Raw genomic sequence first — 16376 nt, forward strand, 5'->3', positions numbered from 1 at the left:
ACTGGGAAAAGCGTAGTCGTCGACTGTTCCACCTCGCCGCTGAAGCCATGCAAGCAAACTTGCCCTGACGTCGGCCGTGATCTCGAACTGCACAGGGCGGCCGGTCTTTTGCTGGACGACCATGGCTCGGGTTCGAATTTCCGTTCCTGTCACAAGGCTTCCAATTTTCATTTTCACAAGATCGCAGCCGCGGAGCTTACTGTCGATCGCGAGATCAAACAGCGCGCGATCTCTCATGCGGCCCTCGCGGTCGAGGAAGAAGCGGATCGCCCAAATCTGGCGCTGCTTCAGGGGCTTCTTGATGCCGACTTTTCGGCCGGCGTTCCAAGCCGGTCGATCCAGTGCGGCAGGATCGTATTGTGCAATACCCATTTGAGTTCTCCTTCGGCCACCATTGGCCTTCAGGAAAATGGGTGAGTTCAAGGATCCGCAGGGCCGTTAGCCGCGGACTGCTTTCGGAGAGCAGGCGTTGAAAGCTGACATTCGTTCACCAGCGGCTCGAAGTTTGCCTTTTGACCCGCAGCAGACGATTTTTTGCTGCCGTCGCCGCGGTGCACGACCTCGGATGACCGGTCTACGGCATGGAGAGTTCGGAACGCTTGCGCTTCCTGCGCGAGCAGGTTACATACTGAACTATATGGTTCAGTATGTAAGTCCTCCCCTCGATCTCTCGTTTGCGGCGCTGTCCGATGCGACCCGCCGCGGGATCATTGATCAGCTTGGGCGAGGGGACGCGTCGATTACCAGTCTCGCCGACAAGTTCCAGATGACGCCGACCGGCATGAAGAAGCACGTCCAGGTTCTCGAGCGGGCGGGGCTCGTCGTCACGCAGAAGGTCGGACGGGTGAGAACCTGCAAGCTTGGGAAACGCGGCCTCAAGGCGGAGGCCGAGTGGATCGAGGCGCATCGCAAGCTCTTCGAGGCCCGCTTCGAAGCATTGGACGAAATCATCAGCGAAATGAAACAGGAGGGAAGCGATGACTCAGCAAGTTAATAGTGCAGGTGGTGCGCAGAACCGCACGTCAGTCGAGCGCAGAGGGGATCGCGAACTCGTCGTGACGCGGACATTCAATGCACCGCCGAGCACGGTTTACAGGGCGTGGAGCCAGCCCGAGCTGTTCCAGCGCTGGTGGGTGCCAAAATCGGTATCCGGCGTTTCGCTCGTATCGTGCGATATGGACGTCCGTACCGGCGGCAAATATCGGCTGGAATTCGGCGCCGGCGGTTCGGACACCATGGCCTTCTATGGCAAGTATCTCGAGGTGGTACCGAACGAGCGCATCGTCTGGACCAACGACGAGGGCGAAGAGGGCGCGATCACGACCGTGACCTTCGAGGACCAAGGCGGGAGGACACTACTGAATTTCCACGAAGTCTATCCGTCCAAGGAGGCGCTTGAGGAAGCACTACAGGGCTCGGCGGCCGCATTGCCGGAGCAGTTGGTGCAGCTCGACGAATTGCTTTCCAGCATAGGCGAGTAGCGCGGGTCGGGAAACTCGAAGGCATCAAGCGTTTCGCGCAGTCCGATCAATTTGTCTTACCTTCCGCGAAACGCATTTTGTCGACTCAGACCGGGAGCCCGGCCTGTTTGCGCAAGCTCTTGTCGAACGCGGATTCGGGGACGAAACGGCGCAGCAAGCGAACTTGGCCGGCCATTTTTCCGGCGGTGTAACGTCTTCTCGGCGCGTTAGCGGTTGCCGCTTTGACAACCGTCTCTGCCACGACCTCGGGGTCGTCGCCTGTTTCGACCCCCTTGCGCATCTGCACTTCCATGTCAGCGCGCACCGTATCGTAGACAGCAAGCGAGCGATCGGGCCTAGTCAGGTTTTCCTCAAAGGCCGTGCGGGTAAAGCCGGGCTCGACCAGCGCCACGCGAATTCCGAACGTGCGCAGTTCGTGGTCGAGAGACTCGGAATAGCCTTCGACGGCATGCTTGGTCGATGCATAGAGAGCATTGTAGGGCGATGGGATCAGCCCGAGAATGGAACTTATGTTGATGATCCTGCCCCTGCCCTGACTCCGCATGGTTGGCAACACGGCGTTGGTGACGCGGAGCACGCCAAAGACGTTCACGTCGTACAACGCCTGTGCCTGAGCAGTTGAGGACTCCTCTGCGCCGCCGAGCAGGCCAATGCCGGCATTGTTGACGAGCAGGTCTATGCGTCCGGCCTCGGCCAGCACCTGATCGATCAGCCTCGCCACAGACGCATCGTCGGTTACGTCACAGGTCAGCATGTTGATGCCATCAGATCTTTCGGCGGCCGCACGACGGCTGGTTCCGAAGACCCGAAAGCCCGCGCGCTGAAGGGCTTTGGCGGTAGCGCGTCCGATGCCGGTCGATGCCCCAGTCACCAGGGCGACACCAAGATTGGCTTTGTTCATCGAGATTTACTTCCTTCTTTGTGCTGATTCGTTTCATGTCGATTCGAAAGAGGAGTGGCCCCGGGGCGAGACTTCAGCCGCGGGGCTCTCCGGCGATCGCCAGCTTGTCCGTCCAGCGTCGGAACAAGGCGCTAGCGTTGACGCCTCCGAATCCGAAGCCATTGGAGATCGCGTAGTCCATCTCCATCGGCCGGGCGTGGTTCGCAACGAAGTCGATCCCGTCGCCGTCTGGATCCGGAGCGCTCAGATTGAGCGTCGGCGGGGCCACCTGATCCCTGAGCGCCAGGATCGTGAAGATGGCTTCAAGCCCGCCGGCAGCTCCGAGCAGGTGTCCGGTCGCCGACTTCGTTCCGCTGACAGCGACGTTGAAATCGGCGCCGAAGACCCTTTTGATCGCTGCGATTTCTCCGAGGTCGCCGACCGGCGTCGAGGTCGCGTGCGCATTGAGGTGGCGAATCTCGCGTGGCGAAACTCCGGCCTGGGCAATGGCGATCTCCATCGCGCGGCGCGCGCCGTCGCCGTCCTCGGGACCGGACGTGACGTGGTGGGCGTCCGCTGTGGTACCGTAGCCGACGAGCTCGGCGATCGGTTTCGCACCGCGCGCCAGCGCGTGGCTCAATGCCTCGACGACCAGGATGCCGGCGCCTTCGCCCATGACGAAGCCGTCACGCAACATGTCGAAGGGGCGCGAGGCCTGATCAGGCGCTTCATTGAAGCCGGTCGAGAGAGAGCGTGCCGCAGCAAAACCACCGAGGCTGACGACATTCATGCATGCTTCCGTTCCGCCGCACACCGCGATGTCGGCTTCATTGGCGCGGATAAGACGAGCCGCATCGCCGATCGCCTGAATGCCGGCCGCACACGCCGTCACCGGTGCGCCGAGCGGACCTTTGAAGCCGTAGCGGATGGAGATTTGCCCGGCTGCCAGGTTCACCAGGAAAGATGGCACGGTGAAGGGTGAAAGCCGTCGGACACCGCGCTGATCGACCGTTCGCACCGCCTCCGTGATGGCGGGGAACCCGCCGATGCCGGAAGCGATGATAGTCGCGGTGCGGGCCCGGTCCTCTTCCAAGACCGGTTTCCATTCCGCCTGCGCAAGTGCCTCTTCTGCCGCCGCCAGTGCGAAGAGAATGAATCGGTCGACCTTACGCTGATCCTTTGGAGCAAGAATGGTACTCGGATCGAAGCCAGCTTCGGGGTCTTCTCCCAGGGAGGGAACCGTTCCGCCGACCTTCGCCGGCAGCTCCCCCACGACTTCGTCCGCAAGCCGTCGGATGCCCGAACGCCCGGACAAGAGCCGAGACCAGGAAGTCGTCACATTGGCTCCGAGCGGGCTGACTGCTCCCATGCCTGTGATAACGATACGACGCATGTGATCTCCAACTATTTCATCCGTCTGCGCGGGGTGCAGACGCTCGATCGGCGGTTACCGCCTATTCATTTCGCCAATGTCTCGTCAGGGCGAACTCGGGACGTGTGCCAGGCCGAGCGACAAGACACCGGGAAGGCAGCGTGCGAACCGCGTGAGGCGATGACCCCACTGGCGGGAAGAGGACATCTCACACGTTTCTTGCGGAGGCGGCGATCCGCCGAACCTCACCGGCAGCCGCGTTGAGGAACCGCTGCGACATCTCTTCATCATTCAAGATCCGAGCGATCGTCACGGCCCCCACCATCAGCGCCAGCATCGGCATGGCCTTCTCGTAGGTTTTTGGACGTTCCGCCTCGGGCATCAATTCGTTGAGAATTTGAAGATGCGCTTGAATGCCATCCTGGAACGGCGCTCTCACCTCCTCGCTTTGACGCGCCGCATCAGCACCAAGTGCCACCAAGGGGCAACCGTCGCTCTTCTCCTCGCGATGTCCCATCGACAGGTAGAGTTCGATAACGGCGTCGAGAGGGTCGGGGCTTGCCGCGGCAACCGCCGACCATCTGCGGGTCGCGTGCTCCATCGCCCGCCTCGAGGCCTGTGCCGCAAGATCGTCCTTGGATTCGAACTGCTTGTAGAATCCGCCCTGGGTGAGACCGGCTCCCTTCATCAGATCCTTGAGGCCGATGCCGTCAAAGCCGTGCTCTCGAAAAAGCCGGCTCGCTGCATTGATGACCGCTTCGCGATTTGCCTCCGCCTGGGCCCGACTAACTCTCATGATCGACCTCAAATTAGATTTCACTTGACATCTATATTACGTTTAGATTTAGATTGCAATCTAATTCCAGCAGTGCCCGTCAACAAGGGTCATCTGACATGAAGCGCAAATTTCTTTTCACATCGATCGGCCTTGTGGCTGCAGCCGGGGGCGTGGCGTACGCGCTCGTTTTCGAAACGCCGGCACGGGACGCGGAGGCCGCGGATCCTCGCGTCGCTTCGCCACTTGTAATGGTCGTGGAGGCGACGAACCCGGAAAACGCCAGGCGAGCCTTTACAGGTACGGTTGCCGCGCGGGTTGAGAGCAATCTTGGTTTCCGGGTACCGGGCAAAATCATTCAGCGCCTCGTGGATGTCGGTGAACAGGTCAAGGCGGGCCAACCGCTGCTGCGGATCGATGAGGCCGATCTACGACTTTCGCTCACCGCCAAGCGCAACGCTGTCGCTGCCGCACGCGCTGTCCTGGTTCAGGCGCGTGCGGACGAGAGGCGCTATGCGGTTCTCGTGAAGAATGGTCTGGCGGCAACGCCGCAGCGTTACGAGCAGGCGAAGGCGGCGCTCGATACCGCCGCCGCACAGCTCGCCGCCGCGGAAGCGGAAGCGAAGGTTGCGGAGAACGAGGCGACCTATTCTGTTCTGGCAGCGGATGCGGACGGCACGGTGATCGATACGCTCGGCGAGCCGGGGCAGGTCGTCTCCGCCGGCCAGACGGTGGTTCGTCTTGCCCACGCCGGTCCCCGCGAGGCCGTGGTCGCGCTTCCCGAGACGCTCCGGCCCGCGGTCGGCTCATCGGCCGAGGCCAGCCTGTATGGGGGCGATGGGCGTCGCTACACGGCACGTCTGCGGCAGTTATCGGACTCCGCCGATCTCCAGACCCGTACCTACGAGGCCCGCTATGTCCTCGACGGCGAGGCCGCGGCAGCACCGCTCGGTGCCACGGTTACCATCCGGATTGCAAACCAGGTAAGGCAACCGGAAGTCCAGGTGCCGCTCGGAGCCGTGCTCGACGATGGCGCGAAGACCGGCGTTTGGGTCTTGGACAGAGCCAGCTCGACCGTACACTTTCGACCGGTCAAGCTTGTTCGCGTGACCAGCGAAACCGCCATGATTTCCGGTTTGAACTCGGACGATCCGATCGTTTCGCTCGGCGCTCATCTCCTGCAGGAAGGCGCCCGCGTCAGGACTGCGCCTGAGGGGGGTAACTGATGATGAGCCTCAATCTTTCCGCGATCGCCGTTCGCGAGCGGGCCGTCACCCTGTTCTTCATCCTCCTGCTGGTGGCCGCCGGCGCCTACGCCTTCCTCATGCTCGGACGGGCGGAGGATCCGAACTTCACCATCAAGACCATGACGGTCACAACCGCATGGCCGGGCGCGACGGCACGCGAGATGCAGGACCTCGTTGCTGAACCACTGGAGAAGCGGCTTCAGGAGCTGACCTGGTACGATCGGGTGGAGACGGCCACACGGCCAGGGTATGCGTATATGACGGTCACGCTGAAGGACAGCACACCGCCATCCGCCGTGCAGGAGGAGTTCTACCAGGCCCGCAAGAAGCTCGGGGATGAAACCCGCAAGCTGCCATCCGGCGTTTTCGGTCCTTTCGTCAACGACGAATATTCGGACGTGAGCTTTGCCCTTTATGCGCTGGAGGCCAAGGGCATGCCGATGCGTGAGCTGGCGAGGCAGGCCGAGGTGATCCGCCAGGATCTCCTGCACGTGCCCGGCGTCAAGAAGATCAACATCCTCGGTGAACGACCCGAACAGATCTTCGTCGAGTTTTCCTATGCCAAACTGGCAACCCTCGGCGTCTCGGCACAGGATATTGTTGCCGCCTTGCAGCGGCAGAACACCGTAACACCGGCAGGCTCGATCGACACAAAGGGACCGCAGGTCTTCATCCGGGTCAACGGCGCTTATGACAGTGTCCAGGCGATTGCCGACACACCGATCGCCGCTGCGGGGCGGACGCTGAAGCTCTCCGACATTGCCGAGGTCCGCCGCGGTTACGAGGATCCTCCGACCTACCTGATCCGGCGCCAGGGCGAGCCGACCATCATGCTAGCGGCTGTCATGCAGGAGGGCTGGGACGGTCTCGCGCTCGGCAAGGCGCTCGAGGACAGGACTGCAGCGATCGCCTCGGCACTGCCGCTCGGGATGACGCTCGACAAGGTGACCGACCAGGCCGTCAATATCACTTCGGCGGTCGACGAATTCATGATGAAGTTCGCGATGGCGCTCGGCGTGGTGCTGGTGGTGAGCCTGCTCAGCCTCGGCTGGCGCGTCGGCATCGTCGTGGCGGCTGCCGTCCCGCTGACGCTTGCGGTGGTCTTCCTCATCATGCTCGAAACCGGCCGGTTCTTCGACCGTATCACGCTCGGCGCCCTCATCCTGGCGCTCGGTCTTCTGGTGGACGACGCCATCATCGCCATCGAAGTGATGGTGGTGAAAATGGAAGAGGGCATGGGCCGCATCAAGGCGGCAGCCTATGCCTGGAGCCACACGGCGGCGCCGATGCTGTCGGGAACGCTCGTGACGATCGCCGGCTTCCTGCCGGTGGGCTTCGCGCGCTCGACGGCCGGCGAGTACGCCGGCAACATCTTCTGGGTCGTGGGATTCGCCCTCATCGTCTCCTGGATCGTCGCGGTGGTCTTCACGCCCTACCTCGGCGTCAAGATGCTCCCCGCGATCAAGCCGATCGAAGGCGGTCATCACGCGATTTACAACACACCGAACTATCGGCGTCTGCGCGGGCTCATCACCTTTGCGGTGCGCCACAAGTTTCTGACCTGCGCCATCGTCGGCATCGCCTTCGCGCTTTCCGTGGTCGGCATGGGAGCGGTCAAGCAGCAGTTCTTCCCGACATCTGATCGACCGGAGGTGCTGGTGGAGGTTCGCCTGCCGCAAGGCACCAGCATCGAGACGACGACCGCAACGGTCGAGAAGCTCGAACACTGGCTGCACAGCCAGCCCGAGGCCAAGATCGTCACGAGCTATGTCGGGCAGGGCGCTCCCCGCTTCTTCTTTGCCATGGCGCCGGAATTGCCTGATCCGGCCTTCGCCAAGATCGTCGTGCTCACACCCGACGCGGAGGCGCGCGAGGCTTTGAAGCACCGACTCCGCGAGGCGGTGTCACAGGGCATTGCACCGGAGGCCTATGTGCGTGTCACCCAGCTTGTGTTCGGACCCTACACGCCGTTCCCAGTCGAGTTTCGGGTCATGGGACCTGATCCCGCCCAACTGTACAGCATTTCCGAGAAGGCGCTCGACATCATGCGCAGCATCCCGGACGCGCGGCAGGCCAACCGCGATTGGGGCGATCGTACACCTGTACTCCGCTTCATCCCGGATCAGGAGCGACTGAACCTCATCGGCCTCTCGCCGGCTGAGGCGGCCCAGCAACTGCAGTTTCTCCTCACCGGTATCCCCGTTACCCAGGTCCGCGAGGACATCCGTAATGTCCCGATCGTCGCACGCAGCGCCGGCGGCGAGCGGCTGGATCCGACGCGTCTGGCGGATTTCTCCTTGATGAGCCGCGACGGCCGCCCGATTCCGCTCGATCAGATCGGCCATTCGGAAATCCGGCTGGAAGAGCCGATCCTGAAGCGCCGCGATCGCACGCCGGTCATTACGATCCGCGCGGACATCAATGAGGTGACCCAGCCTCCGGAGGTCTCCATGGAGATCATGACCGCCCTTCAGCCGCTGATCGCTTCGCTTCCGGCCGGCTATCGCATCGAGCTGGGTGGATCGATCGAGGAGGCTGCCAAGGCCAATACCGCCCTGGGCAAGGTCTTTCCGGCGATGATCGCCGCCATGCTGATCGTCATCATGCTGCAGGTGCGATCCTTCTCGACAATGGCCATGGTCATGCTGACGGCGCCGCTTGGCCTCGTCGGCGTCGTGCCGATGCTGCTCACCTTCAACCAGCCCTTCGGCTTCAACGCCATTCTCGGCCTGATTGGTTTGGCCGGCATCCTGATGCGCAACACGCTGATCCTGACCGAACAGATCAAGGAGAACCGTGCTGCCGGGCTTGATGACTATCACGCCGTCATTGAGGCAACGGTGCAACGCACGCGGCCGGTGATCCTGACCGCACTGGCCGCCGTGCTCGCCTTCATTCCCCTCACGCACTCGGTCTTCTGGGGGTCGATGGCCTATACGCTGATCGGCGGCACGGCGGTCGGCACGGTGCTGATCCTGCTCTTCCTTCCGGCGCTCTACGCGGCCTGGTTCCGGATCAAGCCGACTGCAGATGAGACCCATCAGGAGCCGACGGAGGAGCCGAAAGTGCGCATAGCACTGGCGGCCGAATAGGGCTCTGTTTTCGGAAAAGACGGCTCACGCACTCGCCCGCTGGCCCTGCCAGAACTTATGCAGGGCCAGCCAAACGATCTTGCCGCTTGCAGATGAGCGCCGCAGATCCGGTTCAACCGTGCTGGAGACTTCCATGAATCATCCCGTTCGAACGGGAGCCGATTCCGACGAGGTGCGCGCGCGCATCCTGGAGGTGGCGGAGGAGCACTTTCGCCGCATCGGCTACGATAAGACAACGGTGGCCGACATTGCCTCCGAGCTCCATCTGCAGGCGGGTAGTGAGCGAGGTCGCGGATATAGCTTCTACGATCGCACGCACGAATGCGCCGCCCGTGGTGAAACTCGAGGAGCTCCTGACCGCGGTCCACCGCCAACACAAAGTGACACTCCTCAAGGAAAAGCGCCTGCACGACCTGATTGTCGCCTCCATGCAGGCGAACTGGGCGGTCAGCAAGGCGCATACTGAGCAGATGGTGACGATCTTTGAGGCGATCATCCGCGAGGGCGTCGACGCGGGCGAGTTCGAGGTCGAAGATCCCGCCGAAGCGGCGCGCGCGGTCAAGTCCGCGTTCATGCCGTTCTTCCATCCGATTATGGTCGAGCACAGCGTCCGACACGGCGAAGACACAGAAGCGGCCCTGCGCGAGCAGATTCGCTTTATCCAAAAGGCTCTTTGCAAGCCCGATTATGCCCGTGACCGCCCGGACGCGGACCCAGCGGCCTCACCATTTGAGAGCCGGCTTAGGGTCGAACTCGTCCCTACCAGCCACGAATCCGAACGTCTTGAAGTCCGCCTTGCTGACCTTGGAAATCTAAAACCATAGCGTCCGCTTTCAGGCGTGCATCCAAGACCGTGTAAGTCCGAAATGGGGCGCGAAGCTGACGCCGCATACTCAAGCTGCTATGCCCCTTTGGACCAATTGTGAGGCCTTGGTCTGAACCCTTGCAGGTCTCTGCTTGTGGAGCTTCCGAGCAGCAGACCGTGCGCTTACGGCCATGACACTGTCATTGGTCACGGCTTGTCTGAGGCAGTCGAAACGGGTCCCGAGCCGTCTTGCTACAAAGCTCCAGGCATCCCTGGGATCTAGAGAACGCTACATGCTCCTTGATGCGAAATCGCGCCAAGTAGTTGCAAAGACTTCGCTTTTTTTGGTGGGGTTGGCAGCTAACAAACGGAAGGAATAGGTCCAAAAATAGTTCATCTGGGGACCTTGGATTCTCACATGATTTCAATGACTTAGCTAAATCGCCTTTGATTTCCCTATATTTCCCGCCGCGAGCGACCGTGGATGCGTGTGTGGAGCGGCAATAATTTCCGCATCGAGCCTGACGCAAACACTGTAGGAACACTGGTCATGGGGCAAGGGGATGCATACTGAAGCCAGGTTCAACCGCCCGTGATGTCAGCGATCGTGCGATAATGAGCGGGATCATTCCTCCCGCCCTGAGGACTTGAAGTTCGAGGTCGGTTTCGATCGCTGCGCTACAATCCAGATTTCGAGGCCCTGATGGATCTTCCATGGTGACGGTCAAGGTGCAGCGTGGGCTCAATTTGGCGGCGTCAATCATGAAAATGGTGTCCGGCCCTATTGCCAAAGATTGAGGGTGCGCGTCGTCCGGGAGCCGAATGGGCAACACCCCCATGTTGATCAAATTTGACCTGTGAATTCGTTCAAAACTCCGCGCAAGCACTGCCCTGACGCCGAGGAGGGCCACGCCCTTGGCGGCCCAGTCTCTCGAGGATCCCGCGCCGTAGCGCTCTCCGGCAACGATGACGACTGATCTGCCTTCGCTCTGATACTTCTGGGCGATTTCCCAGATCGGGCCCGTCTCGCCGCTCGGCCAGTGGATCGTGGTGGAGGCAGATGTCTGATCCAGAAGCAAGTTGTGGGCGGTGCGATTGTCGAACAGCCCCCGAACCATCGCTTGCCAGTTTCCACGCCTTGCCGCGTAGACGTTGAGATTGTTCGCAGGATCACCGCTTTCGATCAGGTGGTGACCGGCATAGCTTGAAGGATCGATCTGGCCCGCCGGCGAAATATGGTCTGTCGTCATGTCATCGCCAAGCACGACGAGGGGGGAGGCGCTGTACTTTCCAAGGCGGCTTCGCATTTGCTGCGAGGCGAAAGGTGGGCGTCTTATGTAAGTGGAGTGTTCGTCCCAGGGGAAGAGGACCGACTCGGGGGCGGCCAACTCTTTCCAGGCGTCGCTTCGTTCGGCATCGGCAAATGCATCGGCGAAATCGGTGGAGCATGCGCTGGCCCCGAGCACCGCAGCGATCTCCTCCTCAGAAGGCCAAAGGTCCTTCAGAAGGATCGGCCTTCCATCGGGTGCGTGGCCGAACTCTTGGCGAGCAATGTCCTCGACGACGCGACCCACAAGCGAAAATGCGATGACGAGAGGAGGGGAAGCCAGAAACCCATACTCTAGTTTCGCATGGACACGGCCCGGAAAGTTACGATTGCCGGAAAGGATTGCCGCGGTGACCGCACCACTGGAGACAGCTAGGTCCATGTCTGGATGCAACGGGCCTGAGTTGCCGATGCAGGTCGTGCATCCAAAGCCGACAATATTGAAACCGACAGCTTCGAGGTCGTCGAGCAATCCTGCGCGCTTCAGGAGGCGTTCTGCAGCAGGAGAACCAGGTGCCAGTGATGTCTTGACCCAGTGTGGAGGCTTCAGTCCGAACTGCCGGGCCTTCCGAGCGATCAAGCCGGCTGCGATCAGCAGTTTCGGATCCGACGTGTTGGTGCAACTCGTGATCGCCGCAATGGCGACGGCCCCGTCGGGAATATCACCCTCAGGCTGTTCGAGGGTACGACCAGATGCATCCGCCAGGGCCTGACGTGCCTTGTGAAGCGGAAGGCGATCTTGTGGACGTCGTGGGCCGGCTACGATTGGCGACAGCGTCGACAGATCGAGTTGCAAAACCCGTGTGTATCGTGGCTGAACGTCTGGATTGAACCAGAGGCCTTGGGCTCTGGCGACGCTCTCGACGATTTCGCATTGTTGTTCCGAGCGTCCGGTTTCCCTTAGATAGCGGATGGTCTGGCGGTCGATCGGGAAGTATCCGCTCGAGGCACCATATTCCGGTGCCATGTTGGCGATCACGGCGCGGTCACCACAGGAAAGGGCAGAAACGCCGTCCCCGAAAAACTCGACAAATTCGCCGGAAACCTGATGCACGCGTAACAGATGGGTGACCGCCAGAGCCAAGTCGGTGGACATCACGCCAGGACGAAATGTGCCTGTCAAATGCACGCCGATCACGTCGGGCAGGCGCAGCATCACCGGCATGCCGAAGAACACGCTTTCCGCCTCCAGACCGCCCACGCCCCAGGCCAGCACGCCGATGCCGTTGATCATGGGTGTGTGGCTGTCGGTTCCTATCAGCGTATCCGGTATCGCCCAACGCTCGCCATTGACGTCCTGAACCGTGACCACCGTTGCTAGTTGCTCGAGGTTCATCGTGTGCATGATGCCAGTCCCAGGCGGATGGACGCGAACGCCGGGGAGGGCATTCGTCGCCCATTTCATCAGGCGATAGCGCTCCTCATTTCGTTCCATTTCGCGCTGCATGTTGAATTCACGCGCTCCGGGGCGGCCGTACCAGTCGACGGCGACGCTGTGATCGACCGAGACATCGACCGGAAGAACGGGTTTAAGCATCGATGGGTCGCCGCCGGCTTCCGCGACGGCGTCGCGCATGGCGGCAATGTCGACCAGCGCGGGCACACAGGTGGTATCATGCATGAGCAGGCGGGCGGGATGGAACGGTAGCTCCACATCGCTTCGGCCATGTTTTAGCCAGGCAAAGAAGGTTTCCCTGAGTGAGTCGGCCTCCATCGAGCCGGTGCGCAGTGCATTCTCGAAGAAGATCCGCATCAGCCACGGAAGGCGCGTGAGGGCGGGACCGAGCGCCTGACGAAGGTCAGCGGCCCTCAATCGACCCGCGCGGGTCTGGATGCTCAGTGCCGCCATGCAAGTACTCCTAATTGGATTTATAGTTTTAAAAAGCCAAAAAGTAATCCGTGTCAATCCACATTTTGCTGAAAATTGGCTTTATGGCGAGTAGCAAGCCAAAAAATCGAGCGCCAGGGTGTTCCAATCGGCGCGGCGCTCGCTTAAGTTTGCGGCAGACACGACGCGGCGTGCGTCGAACGAAGGCAAACAATCATGCGCTCGAGCCAACTCGCACAGAACATCGCAAACGAAATCACCCTTCTGGTCACGTCCGGGGAACTCACCATGGGGGAGCATCTACGGACGCAGCACCTGGCGGATCGCTTTGGCGTCTCCCGCTCCCCCGTGCGCGAGGCGATGCAGATCCTTGCCGACCAAGGGGTGCTCGAGCAGAAGGAAAACAGAGGCTACTTCGTCAGCAGTTTAGCAGGTGCCATCGCCGAGCCGGTCAGCGACGAGGCGCAGCCGTTCGAGGTGGCGAATGACTACCAGCGGCTTGCCGAGGACTGGTTGACCGACCGGATCTCCGCCGAAGTCACCGAGCAGATGCTGCGCGAACGCTACGATCTGACCAAGGCGCAACTGAACGACATTCTGATGCGTGCGGTCCGCGAGGGCTGGGCGGAGCGCAAGCAGGGATATGGTTGGCGTTTCCTGCCGGTCGCCAAGACGCCTGAGGCCTTTGAGCAGATCTATCGATTTCGCATGCTGATCGAACCTGCGGCCATGCTTGAGCCGGAATTTAGGCTAGATCGCAAGATCATTGATGAGCAGCGCCGGATTCAGTCCCGGATGTTGGAGACGGACATCGAGCGGCTACCTGCGGAGCGCCTGCTGCACAACGGAGCACTTTTCCATGAAGAGCTCATCAAGATGTCGAACAACCCATTCTTCCATCTCTCACTCGTCCGCGTGAACCGCATGCGTCGCTTGCTGGAGTACCGCTCACGCGTCGATCGCAACCGCACTGTCCGGCAGTGCCAGGAGCATCTCGATATCCTTGATTTGCTGGAGCGCGGTGAGATCGTCGAAGCCTCCTACGCCATGCGTCGACACCTTGGCGGTGCGCTGTCGAAGAAGTCCCCGATTGCGTGGGAATGGTTGAACCAGGCGCAAGAAAAAATCGAAGCCTGAATTTTTCGATTGCATTTTAAGATCAAAAAAGCCAATAGTCTCTCGTGACGTTGTGCGGCGAACTAGCTCGTCGCCTCATGGGAGATTGTCTGATGAAAATATTCGTGACGCCGTGTGATGGGATCGGTCCGGAGATCACTGCGGCAACAATGGAGGTCTTGAAGGCCACGGATGCGGCTTTTGGCTTGGGCTTGGAATACCACTTCGAGGACACTGGCTTCACGAGCCTGGAGAAGTACGGTTCGACCCTTCGCGATGAGACAATCGAGCTCGCACGCACTTTCGACGGCATCATTCTCGGACCGCAGTCCCATATGGACTACCCACCGCGCGACAAGGGCGGAGTGAACGTATCGGCGGGTTTCCGGGTGAAGCTGGACCTCTATGCCAACGTGCGTCCAGCGCGTTCCCGCAGCTTCCTCAACAATGCCAAGAAGATGGACCTCGTCATCATGCGCGAGGCCACGGAAGGGTTCTACCCGGACCGCAACATGTATGCAGGCACAGGCGAGTTCATGCCGACGCCGGACGTTGCGCTTTCTGTGCGCAAGATTACGGCTTCGGCATGCGAGCGCATCGCACGCCAAGCCTTCCTGCTTGCCATGAAGCGCAACAAGAAGGTCACCGCGGTTCACAAGGCAAACAACTTCATCCTGACAGATGGCCTGTTCCTGCAGCAGGTGCGGAAGGTCGCTGCTGAATTCCCGGAAGTCACGCTGAACGAGTTCATCATCGATGCAATGGCTGCCCATCTCGTGCGTGATCCCTCACGCTTCGATGTGATTGTCGCGACCAACTTCTACTCTGACATTCTTTCGGACCTGGCAAGCGAGCTCTCGGGCAGTCTCGGTCTTGCTGGCTCGATCAATGCGAACGCTGAAACCGGTCTGGTTTGCGCCCAGGCCCAGCATGGTTCGGCACCTGACATCGAGAACCAGAATATCGCAAATCCGACCTCGCTCATTCTCTCGGCAGCAATGATGCTGAGCTGGCTGGGTGAACAGCGTGGCTTGCCGCAGTTTGAGGCTGCGGGAGCAGAGATCGAACGGGCCGTGGACGAGGTTCTTGCCAATCCCGAAACGCGTACCCGCGATCTCGGCGGCGCCATCAATACAGACGCCTTCGGCGCATTAGTGGCGAAGGCCGTGCGCAGCGCCTCGCCATCCAAGAAGGCCGCTAGCGCTTAGTATTTGCTTTTTTGTATTGCAAAAGCCAATTTGCAGTGCGATGAAAATACGAGGGCGGCATAGCCCTCGTGTCACCGCCCGGAGGAGCTTGGAGCGCGGGCACGTTTTTGGGAGAGAAAAAATGAACATGAAAGTATCGGGTCGTTCCGCACGCTTGATTGCCGCCACGGCATTGATGGTCACTTTCGGTACGGCAGCATTCGCTCAGGAAGTTCCCACCGGGTATCCCGCGGACTATGCCTCGCTCATCGAGGCAGCCAAGAAGGAGGGAACCGTATCGGTCTACACGTCGACCGATGCTGCCCAGTCGCAGAAGCTGCAGGATGCGTTTACGAAGAAGTATGGCATCAAGATCGCCTACAACGACCTTGGGACCAACGGTGCCTACAACCAAGTGATCTCCGAGGCCGCAGCGGGTCAAACGACCGCTGACGTTGTCTGGAGTTCTGCCATGGACCTGCAAATGACGCTGGTGCAGGACGGTTATGCGTCGGAATACGCCTCACCGGAGGCGGCCAATCTTCCGAGCTGGGCGAACTACAAGAACACGCTCTTCGGTTCGACCGTCGAGCCGGTCGGTGTCATCTACAACACCAAGGCGCTTTCGGAAGATCGTTTGCCGAAGACCTACGCCGACATGATCACCTTCCTGAAGGACAACAAGACCGAGCTGCAGGGCAAGGTCGCGACCTTCGATCCAGAGAAGAGCGGCTCCGGCTTCCTTCATCATTCGAACGATGCCCGTAACCGTTCTGACTTCTGGGATCTTGCCAAGGCCATGGGTGACGACGGAGCCAAGATCTATTCCAGCTCGGGCGGCATGAAGGAAACGGTCGTTTCCGGCGAGAACGTCATCGCGATCAACATCATCGGTTCCTATGCCCTCGACTGGGTCAAGGAGAGCCCGAACCTAGGCGTCCACTTTGCCACCGACTACACGCCGGCATTCTCGCGTGTAATCTTGATGACCAAGGATGCACCGCATCCGAACGCCGCCAAGCTGTTCATCGACTTTATGCTTTCCCAGGAAGGCCAGTCGGCGCTCGCAGAAGGTGGTCTACCGTCAGTGCGTGAAGACGTCACCGCCGGCCTGAACGTCAAGACGCTCAACGAGCGTGTCGGTGGCGGCCTGAAGCCGATCGCCGTCGATGAAGGCGTCCTCGAATACATGGACCAGATGAAGCGCGTCCAGTTCCTGAACGATTGGAAGGCCGCCCTCGGTCGCTAACGCCGCTCCGGCTGCGG

Annotated in this window: 12 protein-coding genes and 1 pseudogene; 8 read left to right on the forward strand and 5 right to left on the reverse strand. The window is 60.7% G+C overall.

The window, feature by feature from the left end; translation table 11 throughout:
• Nucleotides 1-372: pseudogene (locus QN222_RS29200) on the reverse strand (integrase); the annotation flags it as partial.
• Between the two features lie 265 nt (nucleotides 373-637).
• On the opposite strand from QN222_RS29200, the gene QN222_RS29205 reads away from it, so the two are divergent.
• Both QN222_RS29205 and QN222_RS29210 read left to right on the forward strand, forming a co-directional pair.
• Nucleotides 638-994 carry a metalloregulator ArsR/SmtB family transcription factor gene (locus tag QN222_RS29205; RefSeq protein WP_283963635.1) on the forward strand — a complete coding sequence of 119 codons (357 nt, stop codon included), beginning with the start codon at nucleotides 638-640 and terminating at the stop codon, nucleotides 992-994.
• The gene (locus tag QN222_RS29210) at nucleotides 978-1481 is read left to right on the forward strand and encodes an SRPBCC family protein (RefSeq protein ID WP_283963633.1); all 504 of its coding nucleotides are present in this window, start codon (nucleotides 978-980) and stop codon (nucleotides 1479-1481) included. The genes QN222_RS29205 and QN222_RS29210 overlap by 17 nt, the downstream gene beginning before the upstream one ends.
• An 85-nt stretch (nucleotides 1482-1566) precedes the next feature.
• Here the strand turns inward: QN222_RS29210 and QN222_RS29215 are convergent, their stop codons facing one another.
• The 3 genes from QN222_RS29215 to QN222_RS29225 all read right to left on the reverse strand — a co-directional run bounded on the left by QN222_RS29215 (nucleotide 1567) and on the right by QN222_RS29225 (nucleotide 4529).
• Nucleotides 1567-2382, reverse strand: coding sequence for an oxidoreductase (locus QN222_RS29215; RefSeq protein ID WP_283963632.1), 816 nt, complete (start codon nucleotides 2380-2382; stop codon nucleotides 1567-1569).
• Nucleotides 2383-2455: 73 nt separating this feature from the next.
• On the reverse strand, nucleotides 2456-3754 hold the full coding sequence (fabF, locus tag QN222_RS29220; protein ID WP_283963631.1) for a beta-ketoacyl-ACP synthase II: 1299 nt from the start codon (nucleotides 3752-3754) through the stop codon (nucleotides 2456-2458).
• Nucleotides 3755-3941: 187 nt separating this feature from the next.
• Complete coding sequence (locus QN222_RS29225; RefSeq protein ID WP_283963630.1) at nucleotides 3942-4529, reverse strand: TetR/AcrR family transcriptional regulator; 588 nt, start codon at nucleotides 4527-4529, stop codon at nucleotides 3942-3944.
• Nucleotides 4530-4627: 98 nt separating this feature from the next.
• Here QN222_RS29225 and QN222_RS29230 point away from each other — a divergent pair, with 98 nt between their 5' ends.
• The 3 genes from QN222_RS29230 (at nucleotide 4628) to QN222_RS29240 (ending at nucleotide 9671) form a co-directional block, all read left to right on the forward strand.
• The gene (locus QN222_RS29230) at nucleotides 4628-5734 is read left to right on the forward strand and encodes an efflux RND transporter periplasmic adaptor subunit (RefSeq protein ID WP_283963629.1); all 1107 of its coding nucleotides are present in this window, start codon (nucleotides 4628-4630) and stop codon (nucleotides 5732-5734) included.
• A 2-nt stretch (nucleotides 5735-5736) separates the two neighbouring features.
• Nucleotides 5737-8847: an efflux RND transporter permease subunit gene (locus QN222_RS29235; RefSeq protein ID WP_283963634.1), complete on the forward strand. Its 3111-nt coding sequence runs from the start codon at nucleotides 5737-5739 to the stop codon at nucleotides 8845-8847.
• A 278-nt stretch (nucleotides 8848-9125) separates the two neighbouring features.
• Complete coding sequence (locus QN222_RS29240; RefSeq protein WP_336621049.1) at nucleotides 9126-9671, forward strand: TetR/AcrR family transcriptional regulator; 546 nt, start codon at nucleotides 9126-9128, stop codon at nucleotides 9669-9671.
• Between the two features lie 529 nt (nucleotides 9672-10200).
• Here the strand turns inward: QN222_RS29240 and acnA are convergent.
• Nucleotides 10201-12828 (reverse strand): aconitate hydratase AcnA, encoded by a 2628-nt coding sequence (gene acnA / locus QN222_RS29245; protein WP_283963628.1) that lies wholly within the window; start codon nucleotides 12826-12828, stop codon nucleotides 10201-10203.
• Nucleotides 12829-13023: 195 nt separating this feature from the next.
• Here acnA and QN222_RS29250 point away from each other — a divergent pair, with 195 nt between their 5' ends.
• The 3 genes from QN222_RS29250 (at nucleotide 13024) to QN222_RS29260 (ending at nucleotide 16359) form a co-directional block, all read left to right on the forward strand.
• Nucleotides 13024-13944, forward strand: coding sequence for a GntR family transcriptional regulator (locus QN222_RS29250; RefSeq protein ID WP_283963627.1), 921 nt, complete (start codon nucleotides 13024-13026; stop codon nucleotides 13942-13944).
• 92 nt (nucleotides 13945-14036) lie between these two features.
• Complete coding sequence (locus tag QN222_RS29255; protein ID WP_283963626.1) at nucleotides 14037-15131, forward strand: isocitrate/isopropylmalate dehydrogenase family protein; 1095 nt, start codon at nucleotides 14037-14039, stop codon at nucleotides 15129-15131.
• Nucleotides 15132-15252: 121 nt separating this feature from the next.
• The gene (locus tag QN222_RS29260; RefSeq protein ID WP_283963625.1) at nucleotides 15253-16359 is read left to right on the forward strand and encodes an ABC transporter substrate-binding protein; all 1107 of its coding nucleotides are present in this window, start codon (nucleotides 15253-15255) and stop codon (nucleotides 16357-16359) included.
• Nucleotides 16360-16376 lie beyond the last annotated feature (17 nt).

The organism is Sinorhizobium sp. 6-70 (genome assembly GCF_030124375.1).
Taxonomy (GTDB): Bacteria; Pseudomonadota; Alphaproteobacteria; order Rhizobiales; family Rhizobiaceae; genus Sinorhizobium.

Excerpts from the sequence above, each read along its gene's own strand:
- QN222_RS29260 (WP_283963625.1), top strand. The coding sequence starts at position 15,253 with ATGAACATGAAAGTATCGGGTCGTTCCGCACGCTTGATTGCCGCCACG.
- QN222_RS29215 (WP_283963632.1), bottom strand. The coding sequence starts at position 2,382 with ATGAACAAAGCCAATCTTGGTGTCGCCCTGGTGACTGGGGCATCGACC.
- QN222_RS29230 (WP_283963629.1), top strand. The coding sequence starts at position 4,628 with ATGAAGCGCAAATTTCTTTTCACATCGATCGGCCTTGTGGCTGCAGCC.
- QN222_RS29250 (WP_283963627.1), top strand. The coding sequence starts at position 13,024 with ATGCGCTCGAGCCAACTCGCACAGAACATCGCAAACGAAATCACCCTT.
- QN222_RS29235 (WP_283963634.1), top strand. The coding sequence starts at position 5,737 with ATGAGCCTCAATCTTTCCGCGATCGCCGTTCGCGAGCGGGCCGTCACC.
- QN222_RS29255 (WP_283963626.1), top strand. The coding sequence starts at position 14,037 with ATGAAAATATTCGTGACGCCGTGTGATGGGATCGGTCCGGAGATCACT.
- acnA (WP_283963628.1), bottom strand. The coding sequence starts at position 12,828 with ATGGCGGCACTGAGCATCCAGACCCGCGCGGGTCGATTGAGGGCCGCT.
- QN222_RS29205 (WP_283963635.1), top strand. The coding sequence starts at position 638 with ATGGTTCAGTATGTAAGTCCTCCCCTCGATCTCTCGTTTGCGGCGCTG.
- fabF (WP_283963631.1), bottom strand. The coding sequence starts at position 3,754 with ATGCGTCGTATCGTTATCACAGGCATGGGAGCAGTCAGCCCGCTCGGA.
- QN222_RS29225 (WP_283963630.1), bottom strand. The coding sequence starts at position 4,529 with ATGAGAGTTAGTCGGGCCCAGGCGGAGGCAAATCGCGAAGCGGTCATC.
- QN222_RS29210 (WP_283963633.1), top strand. The coding sequence starts at position 978 with ATGACTCAGCAAGTTAATAGTGCAGGTGGTGCGCAGAACCGCACGTCA.